The organism is Nonomuraea sp. KM90, assembly GCF_052246675.1.
GTDB lineage: Bacteria > Actinomycetota > Actinomycetes > Streptosporangiales > Streptosporangiaceae > Nonomuraea.
This window is the reverse complement of the sequence record NZ_JBQQCB010000035.1, coordinates 1-19,614: the sequence shown is the minus strand read 5'-3', so window position 1 is coordinate 19,614 and position 19,614 is coordinate 1. Positions and strand designations below refer to the sequence as shown.

Genomic DNA, 19,614 nt, shown 5'->3' with positions numbered 1-19,614 from the left:
CCCAGGAGTCGCGTGTGCTGCCCATTCCGGCCGAGGAACTGAACGGCTCAGGGACGCTCGGGCCGTACTGGACCTTCTACCGCGCCGTCGCCGCCGAACAACTCAACCGATGGCTCCCCGGCGAACCCTCCGTGATCCTCGACCTCTCCGGCGGCCGCGGGCGATGGTCGGGTCAGGCCGCGAGAGCGGGGCACCGGGTGATCGAGGTGCTCGACTTCCGCCGGACCGTCGACGGGCAGTCCCGATTGCGCGACGCGGACCGCGTCCGCCACGTACGCGCCGACGATCTCGCGTTCCTGCCCGACGCGAGCGTGGACGCGGTGCTCGCCGAAGAGCGGGTGATGTCGATCGAGCTGATGGCCGAGTCGGCGATGAGCGACGTGGCCAGGGTGCTGCGGCCGGGTGGGCGGGCGCTGGTGTGCGTCGACTCGCTGGTGCTCGGCATGGCGATCCTGGCCGAGCAGGAGCAGTGGCAGCACCTGCGGCAGACCGGTGAGGTCATGCTCGTGCCGTGGCCCGACGGCAGCATCACGCGCTGCTTCAGCAGCGGGCAGCTGCGCGAGCTGCTGATGGGCGCCGGGCTCGAGGTGGAGTGGATGCGGCCGCGCACGGTGCTGTCGCCGTCCACGGTGGACCACGTGCTCGGGTCCGACGCGCGGGCGCTCAACTACCTGGTGCGCACGGAGCTCGAGGCCCATCCGGACGACGACGACACGGTCGGCATCCACCTGGTGGCCAGCGTCCGCAAGGGGTGACCCGTCCTCTGGGTGCGGCGCCGCCGTTCTTCGTGTCCGGCGGCGTACGCGCTCTCAGCGACGGCGTTCCTTCTTGCCCTGGCACTGCACGCAGCGCGCGGCCTCAGGGCGGGCCTCCAGGCGACCTTCCGGCACCGGCGTGCCGCAGTCGACGCACCTGCCGTACACGCCTTCCTCAAGGCGTTTGATCGCCTCGATGACGGCGCGGCGCTGCGCGGTGGCCACGGTCAGCATGGCTTGGGCGCGGTCGTTGTCGGTCAGGTCCGAGCCGGCGTCCGCCGCCGAGTGCTCACGCACGGCGACAGGGTCGCCCTGCAGGACCCCGATCGAGCGGTCCAGCTCCGCGAGCATTTCTTCCAGCCGCTCACGAGCGGTCGTGACGTCCACGAATCCGCACCTCCGGGTGAGTGAGGGCAACCCGCGGCTAGGACTCCCCGGATGTCCCGCCCGGTGCAATTGGGGGCATTTTTGGCGGTGACATCGAGTAAACGGATGCATCGCTTTCCTCACCGGATGCCCACTTACCGTGCTTCTTACACCTTTAGAAAAGCGCGGTTTCCTCCTCTTCGGGGAGAGGTTTGATGAGGTCTGAGCCATTGTTCCGCACGTTGTTGACATCCGTGGAGACCGCGTACGCGGTGAGCCGCCCCGACTCGGCGGGCACCAGCAGCTCCGCGGCCTGGGCGGTGTCGGTCAGCTTGGGGTCGAGCCACTCCGCCCAACGCTCCCGCTCGATCATCATGGGCATCCTGTCGTGGATGCGGCCGAGCTGGTCCTCGGCGTTCGTGGTGATGACGGTGCAGGTCACCAGCCACTTGAGCGGGTCGTCGTCGTCGCGCGACGGGTCCTTCCAGAACTCGTACAGGCCCGCCATGGCCAGCACCCCGCCGTCGGCCGGGTGGATGAAGTACGGCTGCTTCTTCTTCTTTTCGCCTTCGACCGGCATCCACTCGAAGTAGCCGTCGGCCGGCAGCAGGCACCTGCGCTTGGCGAACGCCTGCCGGAACGACGGCTTCTCGGCCAGCGTCTCGGCCCTGGCGTTGATCAGCCGCGAGCCGATCGACGGGTCCTTGGCCCAGGCCGGCACCAGGCCCCACTTCACGATCCTGAGCTGTCGTACCGCCCGCTCGGCCTCCTTGGGCACGCGGCTCAGCACGGCGTAGACGTTCTTGGTGGGCGCGACGTTGTAATCGGCGCCGAGCTCCTTTTCGGGGTCACCGTCCTGCTCGACCTGGAACTCCTCGAGCAGCTCGTGCTTCTTGCGCGCCGAGGCGTATCTACCGCACATGACCCCACACTGCCACGTCCGGCTTTCGCTCGCATGTCCGCCCGATCCCGGCCCCTCTGCCCCACCCACCCGCTACCCGCCACCTCCACCCACTGCCGTCCGCCCCCTGCCGTCCACCCGCTGTCCCCGCCCTCGCCCGCTGTCCCCGCCCGCTTTCCCCTGCCCTCGCCCGCCGCCGATGCCCGCTCCGCGACCGCCCGTTCACAGGACCGCCTACACCCACGCCCGCCATTCCCGCCTGACCGCCGCTCCTGCCGTCGTCCCGTCAAGCCCGCGTCCCCGCCGTCCCCGCCGTGCCCGCTGTCCCCATCACCCACGTCATCCACGTCATCCACAGGGCACAACGGTGCGCCAGTCGTTATCCACAGGCTGTGACCCCCGCCCCGCCACGGCCAGTACTCTTTGACCATGCCCGCTCCGCACTGGCCCGCCCCGGCGGCGACCGGCCCGGTCGACGCCACCGTCCCGCTGCCCGGCTCCAAGTCGGTGACCAATCGTGCCCTCCTCCTCGCCGCGCTCGCCGACGGCCCGGGGGTCGTGCGGCAGGCGCTGCGCAGCCGCGACGCCGACCTGATGGTGGCGGCGCTGCGAGCTCTGGGCACGACTCTGGAGTCCACCCGGGAGAGCGCCGCGGGGGTCGACTGGCAGGTGACGCCCGGCCCGATCCGCGGCGGCGCGCACATCGACGCCGGCCTGGCGGGCACGGTGATGCGGTTCGTGCCGCCGGTCGCCGCGCTCGCCGACGGTCCCGTCTCCTTCGACGGCGATCCGCACGCGCGCAAGCGCCCGATGGGCCCCATCCTCGACGCCCTGCGCTCGCTCGGGGCGCGGATCGACAACGACGCCCTGCCGTTCACGATCAGCGGGCCGCTGACGGGCGGCGAGGTCACACTGGACGCGTCGGGTTCGTCGCAGTTCGTCTCGGGCCTGCTGCTGGCGGCGGCGCGGTTCGAGAAGGGCATCACGATCCGCCACGTGGGCCCGCCGGTGCCCTCGCAGCCGCACATCGAGATGACCGTGGAGATGCTCAGGGCGGCCGGCGTCACGGTGGACGACGGCGAGCGCGACATGTGGCGGGTGGAGCCCGGCCCGATCACGGCCAGGGACATGACGGTGGAGCCCGACCTGTCCAACGCGGCCCCGTTCCTGGCGGCGGCGCTGGTGACCGGCGGCACGGTGACGATCCCCGGCTGGCCGGTGCACACCACGCAAGCGGGCGACGCCCTGCGCGACCTGCTCACCACCATGGGCGCGACGGTCACCCGCTCCTCCCCCGCCGCCGAAACCGCCTCCCGATCAGGCTCCGAATCAGGCCCTGAAGCAGGCTCTGAATCAGGCTCGTCCGCGGGCGCGGGCGATCAGCGCCCCGCCTCCCGGACGACCGACCTCGTGGTCACGGGGACAGGCCAGATCACCGGCATCGACACCGACCTCCGTGACGTGGGCGAGCTGACCCCCACGATCGCCGCCCTGGCGGCGCTGGCCTCCACGCCGAGCCGCATCCGGGGAGTGAGCCACCTGCGCGGTCACGAGACCGACCGGCTGGCCGCGCTCGCCACCGAGATCAACCGCCTGGGGGGCGACGCCGAGGAGACCGAGGACGGCCTGATCATCCGCCCCCGCCCGCTGCACGGCGGCACCTTCCACAGCTACGACGACCACCGCATGGCCACGGCCGGGGCCGTGATCGGCCTCGCGGTGCCCGGCGTCGAGGTGGAGAACATCGCGACGACCGCCAAGACCCTGCCGGAGTTCGTCCAGATGTGGACGGCGATGCTGGAAGCCCGATGACAAACGTCCTTCCAGGCGTGAGCAGGGCCGATGCACACCGTCCCGCGGGCGCTGGTTTCACCGCGAAAGCGCCGGGCACTTCGGAAAAGGGCGGCACGTGACAACGCGCTGCCCGAATGGCGATGAAAAGATCCACCAGCACGACGCCGCCACCTGTCCAGGCCCAGGTGGCACCCGCACCACCAACACGGACTTCCCATATCGACGGACCAGCACCGCGGGTCGAGGCACCAGCAGCACCGACCACACGAGACGGCGCCCCCCGGGCACCGGCCGCACGTGCCGGCGCACGGAGAGCTCCGGCCACGTGTGCCGGCACACCAGCAGCACCGACCTCACGGGCCGGGGCGCCACGGCAGCCGGCTGCGTGGGCCGGCGCACGAGAAGCGCCGGCACCAAGGGTCGGAGCACCCGGCACGTGGAACGACGCACCACGGACACCGGCGACGCGTGCCGGGACCGCCGGATCACCGGCACCACAAGTCGGTGCTCCGGCACCACAGGTCGGGGCACCGGCACCACAAGTCGGGGCACCGGCGCCACGGGCCGGGGCACCGGCTACAACACGGAGCACTTCGGCGTGAGTGAGCCGGGTCCCAAGGGCCTGGCGCGTCACGGGCCCCGTCCGGCGGGCGGGTCCGCGGCCAGGGGCCGCGGCGACCTCGTCCCGCAGCAAGGGATCACGCACAGAGCACAACAGAGGGGATGCGAGCGCATGGGAGCAGACCGCTGAGAAAGCGGGAGTACGACGAGGACGACGTACGGGTCAGGCCGGGCAAGGGCTCCCGGCCCCGGACCCGGATTCGTCCTGCGCATGAAGACGCCGTCGAAGGGTTCGTGGTGGCCGTGGACCGGGGCCGCTACACGACGCTGGTCGAGCCGGAGCGCCCGAAGGGGTCGGCCCAGAAGCGCAAGCAGCCGCAGCGCCGCCTCGTGGTGGCCATGAAGGCGCGCGAGCTGGGTCGCAAGGGCATCGTCGTGGGCGACCGGGTGGCCCTGGTCGGAGACGTCTCGGGCCGTCCCGACACGCTGGCCCGGGTCGTACGCGTGGAGCCGCGCACGTCGATGTTGCGCCGCTCGGCCGACGACACCGAGGACACCGACGGCATCGAGCGCCCGGTCGTGGCCAACGCCGACCAGCTCGTCATCGTGACCGCGCTGGCCGATCCGCCGCCGCGGCCCCGCATGATCGACCGGATCCTGGTGGCGGCCTTCGACGCCGAGATCGACACCCTGCTCTGCCTCACCAAGCCCGACCTCGCCTCGCCCGACGAGCTGGTGGCCCTCTACGAGCCGCTGGGCGTTTCGCACGTCGTGGTCCACAAGGGCGGTCCCCTGGACGAGCTGCGCGACCACCTGACGGGCCGCATCAGCGTCCTGGTGGGCCATTCGGGCGTGGGCAAGTCCACGCTGGTCAACGCCCTCGTCCCCGACGCCAACCGCGCCGTCTCCCAGGTCAACGCGGTGACCGGCCGCGGCCGCCACACCTCCACCTCCGCCGTGGCCCTGGAGCTGCCGGAGGGGGGCTGGATCATCGACACGCCCGGCGTACGCAGCTTCGGGCTGGCGCACGTGTCGGTGGAAACGGTGCTGGCGGCGTTCCCCGACCTGATCGAGGCAACGGTGGACTGCCCGAAGGGCTGCACCCATCTCGGGGAGGGCTGCGCGCTGGACGCCTTGGTCGCGGCGGGCAAAGCCGACCCGGCCCGCCTGGAGTCCCTGCGCCGCCTGCTGTCCAGCCGCGAGGGCACCCCCGACGACCCCACCGCACCCCGCCGGGAACCGACCTCCCCAGACGGCCCAACCGAACCCCGCCGCCAACCCCCATCTGCCCTCTCCACCGCAGAAGCCCTCGACGCGGAAGACCTCGACCCAGAGGACCCCGACGCGGAAGACCCCGACGCGGAGTACTTCGACGCAGAGGGCCCCGTTGCGGAGGGCACTCCCACAGAGGACCGCGACGCGGAGGACTCCGAACCAACGAGCCCCGACGCAGAGAGCCCCGACGGAAATCACCGCCGGCTCACCGCACACAACCCTGCCGAGCCCGGCGACGACGAGCCCACGCCGGACGCCCCGAAGAAGACCCGCCGCTAGGGAGCCACGCGGTCACGGTCGGCACCGAGGAGAGCCGCCGCCCCCACGGCTGTCACGGACGACGCCGGGAGACGTCCCCGCCGCAGGACCGTCTCCGGCGGCCCCTCCTGACGGTCGTCACGGTCGCCTGGCGGCGGCCAGGTCCCAGGCGTCGACCGGGCGGACGGTCGGCAGCACGGCGAGCAGCTGCGCCTCCGTCAGCCACGCGCTCTGGACCTCCACCAGCGCGTCACCACGCACGGCGAGCACCGACGTGCTGCCCACCTCGGTACGGACCCAGCTCCCGCCCCAAACCTCCCGGCAGGTGGCCGGCAACCCCTCACCCACCGGCGTGCCGTCCATCCGGGACGGCGACTCGCACGCCTCCCGAGCGGTCTGCTCGCGCACCGATGCGACGAGGACGGACAGATCCCCCTGATCGAATCGCCGCTCGTACGAGAGCCGGAGCACGTCCGCCACGGCGCCCTCCTCCAGGTCGGCGAGGACCAGTCGGTGCTCCGGCAGGTCGGGCGCGACGACGGGCACCCCCTTCGACGCCGACTGCCACGTCACACCGGCCATCCTGATCACGTCCGCCCCCACCCACGAGGCGGCGCACAGAGCGACGACCACCCCGAGCGTGGTGAGGCGAAGGGCCCGGTGCATCGGCATGACCAGGGCCCCGGCGAAGGCGAAGGCGCCCGCGCCGACGCCCATGAGGATGAGGCGACCACCCCATTCACCGATGCCCAAGTCGCCGGCGACCGAGGCATCGACGCCGACGGCGAGCGTCAACAAGAAGGAGAAGATGACGGCCATCGGCCCCAGCACCGACACCAGCCACCAATGCGGCAATTTGCCCCACCAGCACAGCGCCATGCTCACCGGGAAGGGTACGAACACCATCGCTAGGAACGCGAGCAGGACGTTCCGCTCGGACACACAGACCACGAGAACGGACTCACCGAGCCCGATCACCGCACCCACGAGGGCGATCCGGATCAAGGCGTTCATAGCCGATCATCGCCCGTGATCGCCTTCGGCTGTCAAGGCCGGTTCGGGCGCAGGGTCCAGGTGACCGTCAGGGCGGAGACCACCACGCCGTCGGCGTTCGTGACCTCCACGGCGACGTCGAACACCGGCCGCTCCCCCGCGTCCAGCCGGGCCACTACCTCCTCCCGGCTCGCCAGCAGCCTGGCCTCGGCCCGCACCTCTCCCTCGGCGACCTTCCGGAACTCGATGGTGGCGGTCGTCGGCAGCGGCGTCGCCCGGCTCAGCTGGTCGCCCAGCGACGACAGCACGGCGGCCCCCGACGCGGACTCCGCGAGGGTGAAGAGCACCCCCGCGTGCGGGCCGCCCACATGGTTGCGGAACTCCGCGCGGTCGGGAACGTGGCAGATCGCCCGCCCGTCCGCCACCGAATCAAAAACGATGCCCAATGTCTGGGCAAAAGGGACCGACTGGAGCATCAGCGCACCGACATCTACCGACATGCTGGACATGCTACTGGTCGGTAACTGGAATGCGGGTTACCAGAAAAGGGGCGTTGGTGACTGATGTTCGGTATACCCGACACGATAGCGTGGGCGATCGTGCAGGGTTATTCCGATGATCTTCGCCTCGCGCATGTCATGGCGGACGCCGCCGATGACATGACCATGCGGCGGTTCAAGGCTGTCGACCTCAAGGTCGAGACCAAGCCCGATCTGACGCCGGTCAGCGATGCCGACCGCGCGGTGGAGGAGGCGATCCGGGGCACGCTGCGCCGCGCCAGGCCGCGTGACGCGGTCGTGGGCGAGGAGTTCGGCAGGACCGGGTGGGGCGCCCGGTCGTGGATCATCGACCCCATCGACGGCACCAAGAACTACGTACGCGGCGTGCCCGTGTGGGCGACCCTGATCGCGCTCATGGAGTACGGCAAGGTCGTCGTCGGCCTGGTCTCGGCCCCCGCGCTCGGCCGGCGCTGGTGGGCGGCGGCCGAGGGCGGGGCGTGGACGGGCAAGAGCCTGACCAAGGCGTCCCGCATGCAGGTGTCGTCCGTGTCCGTCCTGGAGGACGCCTCGTTCTCGTACTCGAGCTTCGGCGGCTGGGAGAAGACGGGCCGGCTCGACAACTTCCTCGACCTCAGCCGCGCCTGCTGGCGCACGAGGGCGTACGGCGACTTCTGGTCGCACATGATGGTCGCCGAGGGGTCGGTGGACCTGTCGGCCGAGCCCGAGCTGTCGCCGTGGGACATGGCGGCGCTCACCGTGATCGTCGAGGAGGCCGGCGGCGTCTGGACCGACGTGGCCGGGGTGAAGGGCCTTGAGGGCGGCAGCCTCGTCTGCACGAACGGCGTCCTGCACGACGAGGTGCTCAACCGCCTCAACGGCACCACCGTCAAGAGCTAGGTCCGCAGGAGACCGGCCCTGGCCTGGATGCCGGCGGTGGCGGCGTTCAGCTCCCGTTCATCTTTGATGGTCGTGTTCCCCTCGTACGTCACGCCGGCCGGCGGATCGTCGTGCCCCAGCGGGTCGGCGTCCCAGAAGTTCCCCCGGTAGACCACGTTCTCCAGCGGCGGCCCGACGTGCAGCACGGCGGTGTTGTCGGCCCGCATGACGACGTTCTCCTCGACGGTCACCCAGCTGGCCCCGTAGTCGGTGTAGAGCCCGAAGTTGTACGGCGTGCGCGTGTCCTTGATGACGTTGCCCCGCACCACGGCCCCGGTCTCGGCCGAGTCGCCCTGGGGCCCGGACAGGTACACCCCGCCCCCGTCCGCCAGCACCTGCATGGTGTCCACGGTCAGGTTGCGCACGATCCGGGTGCCCTCGCCCGGCCCGGCCACGATGCCGCAGTGGGGCACCTCGGCGATCTCGTTGTGCGCGATGACGCAGCCCCGCGTGCCGGTCACGGAGATCCCCGGCGACCCGCTGTACTCCAGCCCCACGCGACGCACCCGGTTGTCCTCGATCGTGGTCGCCCGGCTCCCGGACACCACGATCGCCCCGGCGGACAGCGTGTCGAAGTCGCAGCCGCGTACGGTGAGCCCGTCGCCCCCGGAGACGCCCAGCCCGGAGGCCCCCATGCGGGTGAACCGGCAGCCCTCGATCACCACGCCGGACACGTCGTCGAACGTCACGCAGGCAGGGATCGTGACGGAATGGGCGGGATACGTCACGGACCCGTCGTCCCCCACGAACGCCGTCTCGACGCCGCCGCCCTCGTAGTAACCGCTGCCGTGATAGTGCGGGAAGCCCTCCGGCCGGCCGGGCCGCACCCATGTGGCGTCGGCGAACACCAGCCCCTCGAACGAGACGTCCCGCGCCCCGGCGACGCTCAGCAGCGTCTCCAGGACCGGCGCGACCACCCGCGTACGCGCGGGATCCTCGTCGGGAAGGGGCAGGTACAGCAGCACGTGATCCCCCGGCCGGGACCGGTCGAGCACGAAGGTGCCCGGTTCGCGCAGGAAGCTCGCGTCGTTCTCGACGGCGGTGGGCAGGCCGGGACCGGCGGAGGTGTTGCCCGCCCAGGTGGAGTTGTACAGCTCGACGGCCCACCCGAAGCCGGGCTCCGCCATGGTGATCACCGTCGAGTCACCGTCGGCCGAGATCCCGGCCACCCCGAGGCGGGCCTCCGTCCACGGATAGACGCCCCGGTAGACGAACTCGACGTCCCGCCACTCGCGCGGCGCGGCACTGTCGGTGACGTAGCCGGTGGCGGTCACGGCCGCCGCCCCGGGCAGGCCGGGGACGGCGGCGCGGGCGGCCCGGCGGCCCTCCACGTACAGCTGGCGGGTCTCGAGGTCGCCGACCTCGGCCCGCCAGACGCCGTCCCGCACCCGCCACCCCTCGATCCGCCGGCCGCCGCTCACGACGACCTCCTCCCGGGCGGAGGTGCCGTGCCCGTACGCCCGGTAGACGGTCCCCGAGTCGGCCCCGGTGAGCTCGAACGGGCGGGTCAGCACGTGTGTCCCGCCCCTGAGGTGCACGACGGCCTCGCCCGGGGCCTCGCGGGCCGCCGACCGGGCACGTTCGAGGGTGGCGAACGGGCGCTCGACGGAGCCGGACCAGGAGTCGTCCCCGGATGGCGCGACGTGGAAGTGGAACATCCCAACCGCCTTTCGATGTTTATGCTGTACACGAATTAGTACACCATAAACTAGGAAGATGCCAATGACGCGGGACCCGGACGACGGCGTCGAGCTGCTGTGGCGGGAGGAGGAGCGCGAGCCGCGCCCCGGCCTCAGCCTGGGCAGGATCGTGCGCGCCGCGATCGAGCTGGCCGACGCCGAGGGCCTGGAGGGCCTGTCCATGCGCAAGGTCGCCGACCGGCTCGGCTTCACGACCATGTCGCTCTACCGCCACGTGCCCGGCCGCGACCAGCTCGTCGACCTCATGCGCGACGAGGTCATGGGCGAGCACGCGGACGAGCCCCCGAAGGAGACCACGGAAGAGCCCCCGTCGCAGGAGGGCTGGCGGCCGCGGCTGGAGGCGGTCGCCAGGCAGGCGTGGCGGATCCGCGAGCGGCACCCGTGGCTGGCCGAGGTGCGCGGCAGTCGCCACCTGCCCGGCCCCAACGGCGTCGCCCAGTACGACTACATGCTGGCCACCCTCACCGGCACCGCGTTGCGGCCGTGGGAGGTGATCGCGGCCATCGGCCTGGTCGGCCGGTTCGTGGACGCCGAGGCCCTGCTCCTGCTGGAGACCCGGCGCGAGGAGCGCCGCAGCGGCGTGTCCGAGGAGGAGTGGTGGGGCGCCCGCGACTCCCTGTTCGAGCGCCTCGACCAATACCCCACGATCTCCGGCCTCTGGGAGAGCGGCGGCTGGGACCACCCGGAGGACACCTTCGAGTTCGGCCTGCGCCGTCTCCTGGACGGCATCGAGGCCCTCATTCGCGAGCGTGACGAAACCCGTGACGAAAACTGCCAGGAATGCGGCATCCCCCTGGAGCCGGCCGAGTCGGGCCGCCCTCGTGTCTACTGCTCCCGCGCCTGCCGGCAACGCGCGTACCGCAAACGCAAGACCGGCTGAGGCGGCAGGATCCGCTCAGAGCGCCAGCACCCGCCGCACCGCGCTCATCAGGCTGTCCCGGTAGCCGCCCCCGAACAGCACCACGTGCACGAGCAGCGGATGGAGCTGGTGCAGCGGCACCCGCTCCCGCCACCCCTCGGCCGGCGGCCACTCCTCCCGGTACGCCCCCAGCACCCGATCGAGGTACGGCAGCCCGAACAGGTCCAGCATCGCCAGATCGGTCTCCCGATGCCCGCCATGGGCCGCCGGATCGATCAGCACCCCGTCGCCACCGGACCACAACACGTTCCCGCTCCACAGGTCCCCATGGATCCGCGCCACCGGCTCGGCCGGCCCCGCGACCTCGCCGAAGCGCGACACGGCCCGCTCCACCAGCGCGACGTCCGAGGCGGGCAGCCGCGCCATCCGCAGGAACGGCAGCACCCGCCGCTCCGCGTAGAAGGACGGCCAGTCGCCGGCGGGCGAGTTGTCCATCGGCAGCTCGGCGATGAACCCCGGCCACGGCGCGCCGAACCCCGGCGCCCCCGAGCGATGCAGCCGGGCCAGCGACCGCCCGAACCGCTCGGCGGCCGCGGCGGTGGGCCGCTCCTGGCGTACCCAGGAGAGCACCAGCCGGTCGGGCCCCACGTCGATCACCTCGGGCACCGCGGCGACCTCGCCCAGCCAGCGCAGCCCGGCGGCCTCCGAGGCGAAGACCTCGGAGGCCGCCCCGCTCTTGGCGAACACCTCGCGCCCGTCGTCCAGCACGCCCCGCCGCAGCCGCCAGCCGTGCGACGAGCCCAGATCCTCGGTGAACCTCACTTGGGAATCTCGTCGGCGATGTGCTTGGCCACCCCCTCGGAAGCGGCCTCCACCAGCCCGAGCACCTCCTCGAACCCCTCGGGCCCCCCGTAGTACGGATCCGGCACCTCGGCCCCCTCCGGCGCGGCCGGGTCGAAGGAGCGGAACAGCCGCACCTCCACCCCGGCCGGGGCGAGCCGCCGGAGGTTGGAGACGTTGTCCCGGTCCATGGCGAGCACGAGGTCGTAGCGGTCGAACCAGTCCTTGGTGAACTGCCGGGCCCGATGCGTCGAGCCGTCGTAGCCGTGCTGGGCCAAGATCTCCAGCGCCCGCTCGTCCATCGGATCCCCGACGTGCCAGCCGCCGGTCCCGGCGCTCTCGACGGTGACGCGGTCGCCCAGCCCGCGGTCCGCGAGGGTCTGACGGAGCACGACCTCGGCCATCGGCGAGCGGCAGATGTTCCCCATGCACACCAGGCATACGCGATAAGTCATAACACCCATCATGAGGGTGACCTGGTGCGTTCACCGAACGTTCACCCTCGTTGGGGGGTCTGAGTCACCTTCGCTGCATAGCTTTCATGGCGACTAAGGACCAAGTGGGAGGAACCCAACCGTGAAGTATGCAGGCCGGCTCGCCGCCGTCGCCGTCGTCGGCGCGCTCTCGCTCGCTGCGTGCGGCACAGACAACAACGCCGGGACCAGCGGCACCAGCTCCGCTTCTGCCAGCGCCCCCGCCGCGGGCAATGACAACGGTCTGAGCGGCTCGATCAACGCCGCGGGCTCCTCGGCCCAGGCCAACGCGATCACCGAGTGGACGAAGAACTTCACGGCCACCAACCCCGGTGTCACCCTGAACTACCAGCCCAGCGGCTCGGGCGCGGGTGTGCAGGCGTTCATTCAGGGCCAGGTCGCCTTCGCCGGCTCCGACTCGGCACTGAAGGAGGACGAGCCCGCCCAGGCCGACGCCCGGTGCAAGACCGGCAAGGCGATCAACATCCCGATGGTGACCGGCCCGGTCGCGGTCGTCTACAACCTTCCCGGCGTCGAGGGCCTGCAGCTGACGCCCAAGACGCTCGGCGGGATCTTCAGCAGCAAGATCACCAAGTGGGACGACGCCGCCATCAAGGCCGACAACCCCGACGCCACGCTGCCCTCCACCCCGATCCAGGCCTTCCACCGCTCGGACGAGTCGGGCACCAGCGACAACTTCACCAAGTTCCTCAAGGCCACCGCCGAGTGGCCGTACGAGCCCGCCAAGGCCTGGCCGGCCGAGGCCAAGGGCCAGGGCGCCAAGGGCTCCGACGGCATCGCCTCCTCGGTCAAGGACACCGAGGGTGCCATCAGCTACGTCGAGCTCTCCTTCGCCGAGAACTCCTCGCTGCAGAAGGCCAAGGTCGCCAACGGCGCCGGCGAGTTCGTCGAGCTCACCCCGGAGAGCGCGGCCAAGACGGTCGAGACCGCCGAGATCAAGGGCACCGGCAACGACCTGGCCCTGTCGATCGACTACGCCACCAAGACCGCGGGTGCCTACCCGATCGTCCTGGTGACGTACGAGATCACCTGCGAGAAGGGCCTGCCGGCCGACCAGCAGAAGATCGTCAAGAGCTTCCTCACCTACACGGCCAGCGACGAGGGCCAGGCAGCGCTCAAGGAGCTGGGCTACGCCCCGCTGTCGGGAGCTCTGCTCACCAAGGTCCGGACCGCTGTCGAGGCGATCTCCTAACACCCCATGACCACCAACGTACGCACCCGTGATGGCGGGCCGGCCACGAGCCGGTCCGCCTCGCGGCGCAGCCATGGTGAAGGGCCCTTCCGCTTCGTCTCCACCGCGGCGGGCGTCATCCTGCTGGCGATCATGGCGGCCATCGCCGTCTTCCTCATCAGCGAGGCGATCCCCGCCCTGCAGGCGAACAAGGGCAGCTTCTTCCTCGACCTGACCTGGGAGCCCAACAGCAGCGGCGTGTTCGGCATCGGCGCTCTGGCGTTCGGTACCGTGCTCAGCTCCGGCATCGCCCTCGTCATCGCGACCCCCATCGCGGTCGGCGTGGCGCTGTTCATCTCCCACTACGCGCCCCGCAGGCTCGCCGCCCCGCTCGGCTACCTGATCGACCTGCTCGCCGCCGTCCCCAGCGTCGTCTACGGCCTGTGGGGCCTGGCGTTCCTGGTGCCGCTGATCAGGACGCCGTCGCAGTGGCTCAACGAGCACCTCGGCTGGTTCCCGCTGTTCGCCGGCGAGGGCGCCATCGGCGGCAAGACCATGATCGCCGGATCGATCGTGCTGGCCATCATGATCCTGCCGATCATCGCGGCCATCACGCGCGAGGTGTTCCTCCAGGCGCCGAAGATGAACGAGGAGGCGGCGCTCGCGCTCGGCGCCACCCGCTGGGAGATGATCAGAATGGCCGTGCTGCCGTTCGGCCGTCCCGGTGTCATCAGCGCCGCCATGCTCGGCCTCGGCCGCGCCATGGGCGAGACCATCGCGGTCGCGCTGATCTTCCCCGCCACCTTCGACATCACCTTCGAGATCCTCACCCCGCACGCCAACAGCATCGCCGCCAACATCGCCAACGGCTTCGGCGAGGCCACCGAGATCGGCCGAGGCGCCCTGATCGCGTCCGGTCTGGTGCTGTTCGTCATCACGTTGCTGGTCAACATGGGCGCGCGCCTGATCATCAACCGCCGCAAGGAGTACGCGAGGGCCGGCGCATGACCTCGATCCAACACATCTCGACCAGCCGCCGGATCAAGGACCGGGTCGTCCAGGGCCTGGTCTACCTGGCGTTCGCGCTGGCCGTGGTGCCGCTCATCTCGGTGCTCTGGCTGGTCATCTCCAACGGCCTGGCCCGGTTCGACCTGGAGTTCCTCACGCACTCGATGAACGGCATCGGTGCGAGAGACGCCGGCGGCGGCGCGTACCACGCGATCATCGGAACCCTGGAACAGATCCTGCTCTCCTCGGTCATCTCGGTGCCGATCGGTCTGTTCACCGCGATCTACCTGGTCGAATACGGCAACAACGGCCGGCTGAGCCGCGCCATCAGCTTCTTCGTGGACGTCATGACCGGCGTCCCTTCGGTCGTTGCCGGCCTGTTCATCTTCGCGTTCTGGATCCTCTTCCTCGGCTTCGAGTACTCCGGCTGGGCGGGCGCGCTGGCGCTGTCCATCCTGATGATGCCGACGGTCGTCCGGTCCGCGGAGGAGATGCTCCGGCTGGTGCCCAACGACCTGCGCGAGGCCTCGTACGCGCTGGGCGTGCCCAAGTGGCGCACCATCGTCAAGGTCGTGCTGCCGACCGCGTTCACCGGCATCGTCACCGGCATCATGCTGGCCGTGGCCCGTGTCGCCGGTGAGACCGCGCCGCTGCTGATGACGGTGTTCTTCACGAACTCCATCAACAACGACCCGTTCTCCGGGCCCCAGATGGGCCTTCCCCTCTTCGTCTTCGACCAGGCGGCCCGTCCCAACGACACCGCCGTCGACCGGGCGTGGACCGGAGCCCTCACGCTCATCCTGATCGTCATGCTGCTCAACCTGGTGGCGCGCCTGATCGCCTGGTGGCGCTCGCCCGCCAGGGGCCGATAGGGGGTAATCACCGCAATGTCCAAGCAGATCCAGGTCTCGGGTCTCGACGCGTACTACGGGTCGCACAAGGCGATCGAGGACGTGTCGATGACCATCGAGCCCCGCTCGATCACCGCGTTCATCGGCCCGTCCGGATGCGGCAAGTCGACGTTCCTGCGCACGCTCAACCGCATGCACGAGGTGATCCCCGGTGCTCGCGTGGAGGGCAAGGTGCTGCTCGACGGCGACGACCTGTACGCCCCCACCGTCGAGCCCGTCTCCGTCCGCCGGATGATCGGCATGGTCTTCCAGCGCCCGAACCCGTTCCCCACGATGTCGATCTACGAGAACGTGGCGGCCGGCCTCCGCCTCAACGGCCGCGTCAGCAAGTCGCAGATGGACGGCATCGTCGAGGAGTCGCTCAAGGGCGCCAACCTCTGGAACGAGGTCAAGGACCGCCTCAACAAGCCGGGCGCGGGCCTGTCCGGCGGTCAGCAGCAGCGGCTCTGCATCGCCCGGGCCATCGCGGTCAAGCCGCAGGTCCTGCTGATGGACGAGCCGTGCTCGGCGCTCGACCCGATCTCCACGCTGGCCATCGAGGACCTGATGGCCAAGCTCAAGGACGAGTACACGATCGTCATCGTCACCCACAACATGCAGCAGGCCGCCCGGGTCAGCGACAGGACCGCGTTCTTCAACCTGGCCGAGCAGGGCAAGCCGGGCAAGGTCATCGAGATGGACGAGACCTCCCGCATGTTCACCAACCCGACCGAGAAGGCCACGGAAGACTACATCACGGGGCGCTTCGGCTGATGACCCAACAGCAGGCGGCATCCACGATGAACGGGGACACGAGGACCAAGCCCGTACTGCTCATCGCCGACCCCGACGACTCCGTCGTGGAGGAGGTGGCCACGGCCCTCGAACGCGAGGGCGTGGCCGTCACGGGGGTGTCCGACGGTGCTCAGGGGCTGCTGCAGGCGGGGGCCCTGCAGCCGGACGTGGTGCTCGTCTCGGCCACGCTGCCGGTCATCGACGCGGTGGAGTTCGTACGCGCGGTACGCCTGGCGCGGGCCGTGCCCGTGCTGCTCGGCGTCGGCGAGGGGCACGCCGAGCAGGCCGTACGCGCGCTCGCGGCAGGGGCCGCCGCCTGCGTGGCCAGGCCCTACCGGGTGCCGGAACTGCTGCCGTTCATCCAGGCGGCCTCGCCCGAGTCCCGCAAGGTGCTCGCCGTGGGCGGGGTCGAGCTGGACGTACAGGCCTACCAGGTACGCGTGGCCGGGCGCGCCGTGCACCTGCCGTTGCGGGAGTTCGAGCTGCTGCAGTACCTGATGCGCAACGCCGACCGCACGGTGACGCGCGAGCAGATCATGCGCCACGTCTGGCACGCCGCCGCGAACACCTCGACGAACACGATCGCGGTGCACGTCAAGCGGCTGCGGGCCCGCCTGGGTGACGAGGACGACCGGCTCATCCAGACCGTACGCGGGGTGGGCTACCGGCTGGTCACCCCGGGCATCGCCGAAAGTCCTGCATGATCCGCTTGGTCACGCCTTCGACCGTCGCTATGCCGTACGCCACCTCTGGGCTCCCCTCGGTGAGTACGGCAACGGCGTAGTCGCGCCCGTCGCCCCTGATCAGCCCCACGCTGATCGTGGCCCAGCGCTCGGTCGAGACGCGCTTGAGCCAGCCGTTCTTCAGCGCCACGCGGTCGCCCTCGCACGCGGCGGCGCTGATGCCCCAGTCCTGGCCGTCGACGACCGCGCCCATGAGCCTGAGCACCTGCTCGCGATCGCCGGCCTTGAGCGGGCTCTTCCCGGACACCAGTGCCGCCATGAGGCGTACCTGGTCATCCACCGACGTCCTGGTGATCCCCCAGCAATACAGGTCAAGGCAGTCACCGGCCACGCCCCGCGTGTGCTTCAGCCCGAGCCGCCTCCCCGCCGCGTCGAACCCGCCCACCCCGCCGATCCGCAGCCACAGGCGGTCCGCGGCATGGTTGTCGCTGTAGCGGATCATCAGCTCGGCATCGCGCCGGACCGCGGCCGGCAGCTTCTTCCACGGCGTACGCAGCAGCAACGCCACGAGGATCTGCACCTTGGCCGTGCTGGCCGTGATCAGCCGCTCGCCCGCGTGATAGCGGTAGACCCGCCCGGTCGCCAGATCCTTCACCATGGCCGTGACCGGCCCCGGCCGCCCGGCCAGATAGCGGTCGAGCCGCTCGGAGATGCGTTTGTCCGGAACCGTCGGCACGGAGGCCGTCCCCAGGCTCTCCACCATCATCCTGGCCTGCTTCACCCCGGGCAGGACGGTGACCGGGCCCGCGAGGTGCACGCTGCCGGGCGAGGGCACGGCGGCGGAGCCCACCTCCGGAGGCGCCGGCCCCTTTACCCATATCAGCGGCATGACCAGGGCGAGCGCGATGACCAGTCGAGGTATCGCCTTGGCCCTGGCCGCGATCACCCGAGCATTATCACGAAATTTCGCGACATGCCGCTAGACACCGGCGGCGATCAGTTTCGCGATCGAGTCGTCGTCACAGGTGGCCCAGAAGCCTCCCACGACGTCCTCCAGGTGCTGGACCGACTCGGCCCGGAACAGCACATCCTGATATTTCGTGATGTCGTACTGCGTGGCGCCCATGAGAGCCAGGTCCAGCGGCCGGATGTCCATCCCCCGGAACTCCTCGATCTCCCCGTACGAGGACAGGATCCCCGCCCCGTACGCCTTGAGTTCGTCCGCCTCCCGCATCACCCCGAACTCCATCGTGAACCAGAACACCTTGGAGACGAACTCCAGCGCCTCCTCCCCCTCGACCCGCCGCGCGGCCTGCCCCGCCAGCCGGTAGAGAGCGGCGTACCGAGGGTGCGCCAGCGCGTTGGCGTGCCCGATCACCTCATGGATGACATCGGGCTCAGGAGTGTAGAACGGCACGGAATGATGCCGGATGTACTGCGTGGAGTGGAAGAACCCGTCCGCCAGCACCCCGTAGAACTCCCGCAGCGGCACCAGCCCCGCCGCCGGCAGATACCGGAACCCGGTCAACGGCTCCAGCAGCTCCGACACCTCTTCGAGCTGCGGGATCCGGTCGCCCGGCAGCCCCAGCCGCGCGGCACCCGCCAGATACTCGGCCGTGGCGTACTTGGCGTGCTTGACCCCCAGCTCCCTGGTGACCGTCCGCCAGACCTCGTGCTCCTGCTCGGTGTACTCCGCGGCCGGAATGGGCGTGCCCGGCCGGTAGTTCACCGCCAGCCCGGCGATCGCGTTCCGCCGCTCCCGGTACACCGGGTCCGCGAACCCCGGATGCGACGCCGACAGCTCGACCACCACGGACCCATCCTCCTGGGCCGCGACCGGCGCAAAATACTGTGCTTCCTCAAACATGCCCCAAATGACAGCAACTCCCGCTTTTCCTGGCAAGAGCGCCCAATTCAGCTGCGCGATACGCTGGATTTCGCACGACAAACGACCCAGATCCTGGTCGAATCGCACAGTGTAGGAGGAGGCGGCATGGACGATCTAGACGCCAGGCTGCTGGTCACCATGCGCGCCAACCCCCGCATCGGCCTGACCGAACTGGCCCGGCTCCTCGGAGTCGCCAGAGGCACCGTCCAGGCCCGGGTGGAGAAGCTCACCGCGAGGGGCGTCATCCAGGACTTCGGCCCCACCGTGTCGCCGGCCAGGTCCGGGTATCCGATCCTGGCGTTCGTGTGGCTGCAGATAGCTCAGGGGCGCCTGGACGAGGCCGTGACGGCGCTGCGGACCGTGCCCGAGATCCTGGAGGTCCACGGGACGAGCGGCCAGCACGACCTGCTGTGCCGCGTGGTGGCCCGCACGACCGAGCACCTCCAGCAGATCATCGCCCACGTGCTGGCGTCCCCGGCCATCCAGCGCACGGACACCACGATCGCGCTCTCCACCCAGATCCCCCACCGGATAGAGCCGCTCCTCCAGGCCGCCGTCACCGACCGCCCCTGACCACAAACGCAGAAAGGGCCCCGACGCGTTGACGTCGGGGCCCTCCCCAAAAGATTGTCCGGCGGTGACCTACTCTCCCACACCCTCCCGAGTGCAGTACCATCGGCGCTGAGAAGCTTAACTTCCGGGTTCGGAATGTAACCGGGTGTTTCCTTCCCGCCATAACCGCCGTAACCCTATGAAACACACAAGCAAAACCGCTTGCTGCCTCAGAATCACATAGTGGACGCGAGCAAAAACTCGAAAGTATGCTTTGTGGTCAAGTCCTCGGCCTATTAGTACCGGTCAGCTCCACACGTTACCGTGCTTCCACCTCCGGCCTATCAACCCGGTCGTCTACCGGGAGCCTTACCCACTCTCATGGTGGGAGACCT

Annotated in this window: 19 protein-coding genes, 2 rRNA genes and 1 pseudogene; 11 read left to right on the top strand and 11 right to left on the bottom strand. The window is 70.3% G+C overall.

What is annotated here, in order from left to right; all coding sequences use genetic code 11:
- Positions 1-14: 14 nt before the first annotated feature.
- A complete protein-coding gene (locus ACTWPW_RS29575) occupies positions 15-755 on the top strand; it encodes a class I SAM-dependent methyltransferase (protein WP_364125810.1) in 741 nt (246 codons plus the stop codon).
- 54 nt (positions 756-809) lie between these two features.
- Here ACTWPW_RS29575 and ACTWPW_RS29570 read toward each other — a convergent pair whose 3' ends face one another.
- Positions 810-1,142, bottom strand: a complete 333-nt coding sequence (locus ACTWPW_RS29570) for a TraR/DksA family transcriptional regulator (protein WP_364125807.1) — start codon at positions 1,140-1,142, stop codon at positions 810-812.
- Positions 1,143-1,296: 154 nt separating this feature from the next.
- Positions 1,297-2,043, bottom strand: coding sequence for an SOS response-associated peptidase (locus ACTWPW_RS29565; protein ID WP_364125805.1), 747 nt, complete (start codon positions 2,041-2,043; stop codon positions 1,297-1,299).
- A gap of 408 nt (positions 2,044-2,451) precedes the next feature.
- Here ACTWPW_RS29565 and aroA point away from each other — a divergent pair, with 408 nt between their 5' ends.
- Together aroA and rsgA are read left to right on the top strand one after the other, a co-directional pair.
- The gene (gene aroA, locus ACTWPW_RS29560) at positions 2,452-3,834 is read left to right on the top strand and encodes a 3-phosphoshikimate 1-carboxyvinyltransferase (RefSeq protein WP_443170566.1); all 1,383 of its coding nucleotides are present in this window, start codon (positions 2,452-2,454) and stop codon (positions 3,832-3,834) included.
- 705 nt (positions 3,835-4,539) lie between these two features.
- A pseudogene (gene rsgA, locus ACTWPW_RS29555) lies at positions 4,540-5,595 on the top strand (ribosome small subunit-dependent GTPase A); the annotation flags it as partial.
- 453 nt (positions 5,596-6,048) lie between these two features.
- Here the strand turns inward: rsgA and ACTWPW_RS29550 are convergent.
- Positions 6,049-6,924 carry a hypothetical protein gene (locus tag ACTWPW_RS29550; protein WP_443170565.1) on the bottom strand — a complete coding sequence of 292 codons (876 nt, stop codon included), beginning with the start codon at positions 6,922-6,924 and terminating at the stop codon, positions 6,049-6,051.
- 32 nt (positions 6,925-6,956) lie between these two features.
- Complete coding sequence (locus ACTWPW_RS29545; protein WP_375118638.1) at positions 6,957-7,403, bottom strand: DUF4442 domain-containing protein; 447 nt, start codon at positions 7,401-7,403, stop codon at positions 6,957-6,959.
- Between the two features lie 99 nt (positions 7,404-7,502).
- Here ACTWPW_RS29545 and hisN point away from each other — a divergent pair, with 99 nt between their 5' ends.
- Complete coding sequence (gene hisN, locus ACTWPW_RS29540) at positions 7,503-8,300, top strand: histidinol-phosphatase (protein WP_375118639.1); 798 nt, start codon at positions 7,503-7,505, stop codon at positions 8,298-8,300.
- Here hisN and ACTWPW_RS29535 read toward each other — a convergent pair.
- Positions 8,297-9,997 (bottom strand): right-handed parallel beta-helix repeat-containing protein, encoded by a 1,701-nt coding sequence (locus ACTWPW_RS29535; RefSeq protein WP_443170564.1) that lies wholly within the window; start codon positions 9,995-9,997, stop codon positions 8,297-8,299. The two genes, hisN and ACTWPW_RS29535, sit on opposite strands and share 4 nt — an antisense overlap.
- A 58-nt stretch (positions 9,998-10,055) precedes the next feature.
- Here ACTWPW_RS29535 and ACTWPW_RS29530 point away from each other — a divergent pair, with 58 nt between their 5' ends.
- Positions 10,056-10,919: a TetR/AcrR family transcriptional regulator gene (locus tag ACTWPW_RS29530; RefSeq protein WP_443170563.1), complete on the top strand. Its 864-nt coding sequence runs from the start codon at positions 10,056-10,058 to the stop codon at positions 10,917-10,919.
- A gap of 15 nt (positions 10,920-10,934) precedes the next feature.
- Here the strand turns inward: ACTWPW_RS29530 and ACTWPW_RS29525 are convergent, their stop codons facing one another.
- Positions 10,935-11,720 carry a fructosamine kinase family protein gene (locus tag ACTWPW_RS29525; RefSeq protein ID WP_443170562.1) on the bottom strand — a complete coding sequence of 262 codons (786 nt, stop codon included), beginning with the start codon at positions 11,718-11,720 and terminating at the stop codon, positions 10,935-10,937.
- A complete protein-coding gene (locus ACTWPW_RS29520) occupies positions 11,717-12,193 on the bottom strand; it encodes a low molecular weight protein-tyrosine-phosphatase (RefSeq protein ID WP_364125783.1) in 477 nt (158 codons plus the stop codon). Before ACTWPW_RS29520 ends, ACTWPW_RS29525 begins: the two co-directional genes overlap by 4 nt.
- Positions 12,194-12,314: 121 nt before the next feature.
- On the opposite strand from ACTWPW_RS29520, the gene pstS reads away from it, so the two are divergent.
- Genes pstS through ACTWPW_RS29495 form a run of 5 tightly spaced genes read left to right on the top strand, consistent with a single transcriptional unit; the run spans position 12,315 to position 16,800 of the window.
- Positions 12,315-13,424, top strand: a complete 1,110-nt coding sequence (pstS, locus tag ACTWPW_RS29515) for a phosphate ABC transporter substrate-binding protein PstS (protein WP_375118643.1) — start codon at positions 12,315-12,317, stop codon at positions 13,422-13,424.
- Between the two features lie 6 nt (positions 13,425-13,430).
- Complete coding sequence (gene pstC / locus ACTWPW_RS29510; RefSeq protein ID WP_364125778.1) at positions 13,431-14,411, top strand: phosphate ABC transporter permease subunit PstC; 981 nt, start codon at positions 13,431-13,433, stop codon at positions 14,409-14,411.
- Positions 14,408-15,283, top strand: coding sequence for a phosphate ABC transporter permease PstA (gene pstA, locus ACTWPW_RS29505; protein WP_375118644.1), 876 nt, complete (start codon positions 14,408-14,410; stop codon positions 15,281-15,283). Before pstC ends, pstA begins: the two co-directional genes overlap by 4 nt.
- Before the next feature lie 15 nt (positions 15,284-15,298).
- Positions 15,299-16,075 (top strand): phosphate ABC transporter ATP-binding protein PstB, encoded by a 777-nt coding sequence (gene pstB, locus ACTWPW_RS29500; RefSeq protein ID WP_375118645.1) that lies wholly within the window; start codon positions 15,299-15,301, stop codon positions 16,073-16,075.
- On the top strand, positions 16,075-16,800 hold the full coding sequence (locus tag ACTWPW_RS29495; RefSeq protein WP_443170561.1) for a response regulator transcription factor: 726 nt from the start codon (positions 16,075-16,077) through the stop codon (positions 16,798-16,800). Before pstB ends, ACTWPW_RS29495 begins: the two co-directional genes overlap by 1 nt.
- On the opposite strand, the gene ACTWPW_RS29490 is transcribed toward ACTWPW_RS29495, so the two are convergent.
- Entirely contained in the window at positions 16,769-17,725 is a 957-nt protein-coding gene (locus ACTWPW_RS29490) for a serine hydrolase (RefSeq protein WP_443170560.1), read from the bottom strand. The two genes, ACTWPW_RS29495 and ACTWPW_RS29490, sit on opposite strands and share 32 nt — an antisense overlap.
- A 33-nt stretch (positions 17,726-17,758) precedes the next feature.
- Positions 17,759-18,646: a phenylalanine 4-monooxygenase gene (locus ACTWPW_RS29485; protein WP_375118648.1), complete on the bottom strand. Its 888-nt coding sequence runs from the start codon at positions 18,644-18,646 to the stop codon at positions 17,759-17,761.
- 126 nt (positions 18,647-18,772) lie between these two features.
- Between ACTWPW_RS29485 and ACTWPW_RS29480 the strand changes: the two genes are divergently transcribed.
- The gene (locus ACTWPW_RS29480) at positions 18,773-19,240 is read left to right on the top strand and encodes an Lrp/AsnC family transcriptional regulator (protein ID WP_443170559.1); all 468 of its coding nucleotides are present in this window, start codon (positions 18,773-18,775) and stop codon (positions 19,238-19,240) included.
- Between the two features lie 56 nt (positions 19,241-19,296).
- Here the strand turns inward: ACTWPW_RS29480 and rrf are convergent.
- Positions 19,297-19,413, bottom strand: a 5S ribosomal RNA gene (gene rrf / locus ACTWPW_RS29475).
- Positions 19,414-19,495: 82 nt separating this feature from the next.
- A 23S ribosomal RNA gene (locus tag ACTWPW_RS29470) occupies positions 19,496-19,614 on the bottom strand; the annotation flags it as partial.